Below are 3,305 nucleotides of genomic sequence, written 5' to 3'. Positions count from 1 at the left end.
GCCCATTTCTGGCTTCTAGGCCTTCAGTGCCTCAAGCAGGCTGACCGCCGCCAGCATGTCGCGTTTGCGGGCCGAGCGGCGCGCGACTGCCTCCGAGTCCTGGCCCCAGTGCTCGATCTGCCAGTCCTCGTCGACATGGGCCGCTGCCCAAGCTTCCTCGGCGTCCAACTCGCCGAAATCCACGGCCAGCGCCAGCAGCGCCGAGCCGGTCAGCGCCGTCATAACATGGATGGCGGCCAGCCGCATCGGCTCCGAGCGTTGGCCAAGATGCGCGCCAAGGATGGCGATGGCTTCGCGCGGCTGCTCGACATGGATGACGCCTTCGGCAAGATTGAAGCGCGCGCCGAGGCTGCCGCGTGCCCAGTCCAGCACCGGATCCCACAGCTTGTTCTGACGATCGACCAGGCCTTGCGGACCGTCGGCACGGTAGCAAAGCAGATCTGACGAAGCGAAGCGCAGCACATCCTCCAGCACCGCCTGCGGATCGGAGGCGACACCGTCTATGGCGGTGTTGACAAGGCGCATGACCGGCATGGTCACGGGATCGATGACCTCGCCCTGGGCGCTGAATTCGTCGGCCACGAGTGCCGCAGCCCTTTCGGTTGGCAGCACCATCACGGCCTTGCCCGGCGTGCGCACCGGACGGCCGTCGAGATGAACGGTAAAGCCGTTTTCCACCGGGACAACCGAAACCGCCTTGTAGAAACGCTTCGGCAGCGGCGTCTTCATCTGGATCTGGGCGCGGCGCACGGGATCGGGATCGGAAAGCAGTTTTCCGGCTTCGAGGTCTTCGAGGATGTCGCGCATGTCGAACTCCCTAAACTGTTGGCTGCCTGCGCGCCGGCCGGTTGACGATGATGAGACCGGCGGCGATCAGGGCCAGAGCCAGGAATATCCTGGTCGTCGGCGCTTCACCAAGGACCACCGCGCCGCACAAGACGCCGAACACCGGCGACAGGAAGGCGAAGCTCGACAGACCGGACGCGGGGTAGCGCCGAAGCAGCCAGAACCACAATACATAGGTGAAGGCGACGATATAGAAAGACTGGAAGAGCAGCGCCAACGTCGGCAAGGTTGCAACCGCGCGAATGGGCGGGCCGGCCAAGGGCATCACCAGGACACCGACTATCGCCGCGCCGGCCAGTTGGTAGAGCAGCAGTTTCTCGGCGCTGGTCGCCACCAGTTTCGAGCGCTTGATGACGATGCTGGTCGCCGCCCACAGGACGCCGGAACCAAGGCTGAGCAGATCCCCCAGAAGGGTCGTGTCGCTGCCCGCGACAATGCCGTCCGAGAACACGGCCACCAGGCCGCAGAAGGCCAGGACAAGCCCACCGAGCTTGCGCGCGTTGATGCGCTCGCCGAGCAGGAAATGACCGCCGATCAGCACCCAGAACGGCATGGTGTTGACCAGCAGCGTGTTGCGGGCGACGGTCGTGTATTCGAGGCCGATATAGAGGCACAGGAACTCGATACCGAAAAACACGCCGACGACGACGCCGGCGGCCAGCGTCCCATCCGCTTCGAACAGGTTGATGCCGCGCAGCCGGCACCAGCCAAGCACGCAGGCTCCCCCGATGAGCGAACGTGCGATCGAGACGAAGACAGGGTCGTAGCCTGCGTAGGAGATCTTGGCCGCGACGTAGTTCAGTCCCCACGAGAAGGTCAGCCCGACCATGATGGCCGCTGCCGCCATGTCGACCGCGTCGCGGCGATCCAGTGCGGGCGCAACGGTCAATCTAGTCCTCCGCGCTCTGTTCGTCGAAGCCGAGCAGGTTCCAGCTCTGGCGCATATGGGGCGGCATCGGCGCCGTCACATCGATGACGCCCTGGTCCGGATGCGGGATGACGATGCGGCGGGCGTGCAGATGCAGGCGGTTCTGGATGCCCCCCGGGAATTCCCAGTTGGTATCGGCCTCGAAATATTTCGGGTCGCCGATGATCGGGCAGCCGATATGGGCGGCGTGGACGCGCAGCTGGTGCGTGCGGCCGGTATAGGGCTCCATCTCCAGCCAGGACAGCGACTGCGCCGCCTGCTCGACGACGCGATAGTAGGAAACGGCATGGTCGGCGCCCTTCTCGCCATGCTTGGCGATGCGCACGCGGTCACCATCCGGTGTCGCCTCCTTGACCAGCCAGGTCGAGATCTTATCCTCGCGCTTGGGCGGCACGCCCTTGACCAGCGCCCAGTAGGTCTTCTTGGTCTCTCGCGCCCGGAACGCCTCCGAGAGCTTCATCGCGGCAAGACGCGTGCGGGCAACCACCAGCACGCCGGAGGTGTCGCGGTCGAGGCGGTGGACGAGGCGCGGCTTCTCGCCCTTCTGGTTGCGCCAGGCCTCCAGCATGTCGTCGACATTGCGGGTGACGCCCGAGCCGCCCTGCACCGCTAGGCCGGCCGGCTTGTTGAAGACGAAGACCTTCGGATCCTCGTGCAGAAGCATCTTGGCGAGCACGTCGGCATCGCCCTGGTTGCGGATCGAGTGGCCGGTAAGCGGCGCATCGCCTTTCTTGTCGATGTCGAGCGGCGGTATACGCACCGTCTGGCCAGGCTCTACGCGCGTGTCCGCCTTCGCCCTGCCGCCGTCGATGCGGATCTGGCCCGAGCGCAACAGCTTCTGCAGGTGGCCAAAGCCTAGGCCCGGATAATGGACCTTGAACCAGCGGTCGAGCCGCATGCCCGCCTCGCCGGCCTCCACCGTGATCTGTTCTACACCTGCCATGGATACGCTTTTCCGTTTGAAAGCGGCGCCATAGCACTAAGGCGAACAGGTTGCGAGCCAAAGACCCAACAAAGCGCGACGATTACCCCAATCGCGGCCGATGGCGGGCTGGTCTGCTCGCTCAGTCGGCGGAAGATGACGGCGATACCGCGCAGACCGTCGAGCGCGTCAGGAAGCGCTTCTCGCGGCCATTGTCGAGCGAGAACATGCCGCCCCTGCCCTTCACCACGTCGATGATCAGGTCGGTGTGCTTCCAAACTTCATATTGCGAGGCGCTGATATAGACCGGCGTGTCGCCGATCTCGCCGAGCTTGACGTCATTGTCGCCGATCATGAACTCGCCGCGCGCATAGCACATCGGCGAGGATCCGTCGCAGCAGCCGCCGGACTGGTGAAAGAGCACCGGCCCGTGGTCGGCGATGATTTCGGCCAGCAGCGCCTTGGCCGTCGCCGTGGCCGAGACTTTGCCCAATGAAGCCCTGTCCATGGCAATCCTCCTATGTCGAAGGGAGGGCGCCGTCCGCGGCGCCCTCCCTTCCCCTTCGCCCTGGGAGGATCAGAAGAAGCCGAGCTTCTTCGGGCTGTAGC

General features: G+C 65.0%; 4 protein-coding genes. All 4 read right to left on the bottom strand.

Annotated features, from left to right (window positions below; translation table 11 throughout):
• Positions 1-15 precede the first annotated feature (15 nt).
• Complete coding sequence (locus EOA24_RS31710) at positions 16-807, bottom strand: ATP12 family chaperone protein (protein ID WP_127410475.1); 792 nt, start codon at positions 805-807, stop codon at positions 16-18.
• Positions 808-817: 10 nt separating this feature from the next.
• The gene (locus tag EOA24_RS31705) at positions 818-1,693 is read right to left on the bottom strand and encodes a DMT family transporter (protein ID WP_126083812.1); all 876 of its coding nucleotides are present in this window, start codon (positions 1,691-1,693) and stop codon (positions 818-820) included.
• A 43-nt stretch (positions 1,694-1,736) separates the two neighbouring features.
• Complete coding sequence (locus EOA24_RS31700) at positions 1,737-2,717, bottom strand: RluA family pseudouridine synthase (protein ID WP_126061020.1); 981 nt, start codon at positions 2,715-2,717, stop codon at positions 1,737-1,739.
• A gap of 121 nt (positions 2,718-2,838) precedes the next feature.
• A complete protein-coding gene (locus EOA24_RS31695) occupies positions 2,839-3,204 on the bottom strand; it encodes a DUF779 domain-containing protein (protein ID WP_126082792.1) in 366 nt (121 codons plus the stop codon).
• Between the last annotated feature and the right edge of the window lie 101 nt (positions 3,205-3,305).

The sequence above is a fragment of the Mesorhizobium sp. M2A.F.Ca.ET.039.01.1.1 genome (assembly GCF_003998035.1).
Classification (GTDB): domain Bacteria; phylum Pseudomonadota; class Alphaproteobacteria; order Rhizobiales; family Rhizobiaceae; genus Mesorhizobium.
The sequence above is the reverse complement of the archived record's forward strand: the minus strand, read 5'-3'. Positions and strand labels throughout refer to the sequence as shown.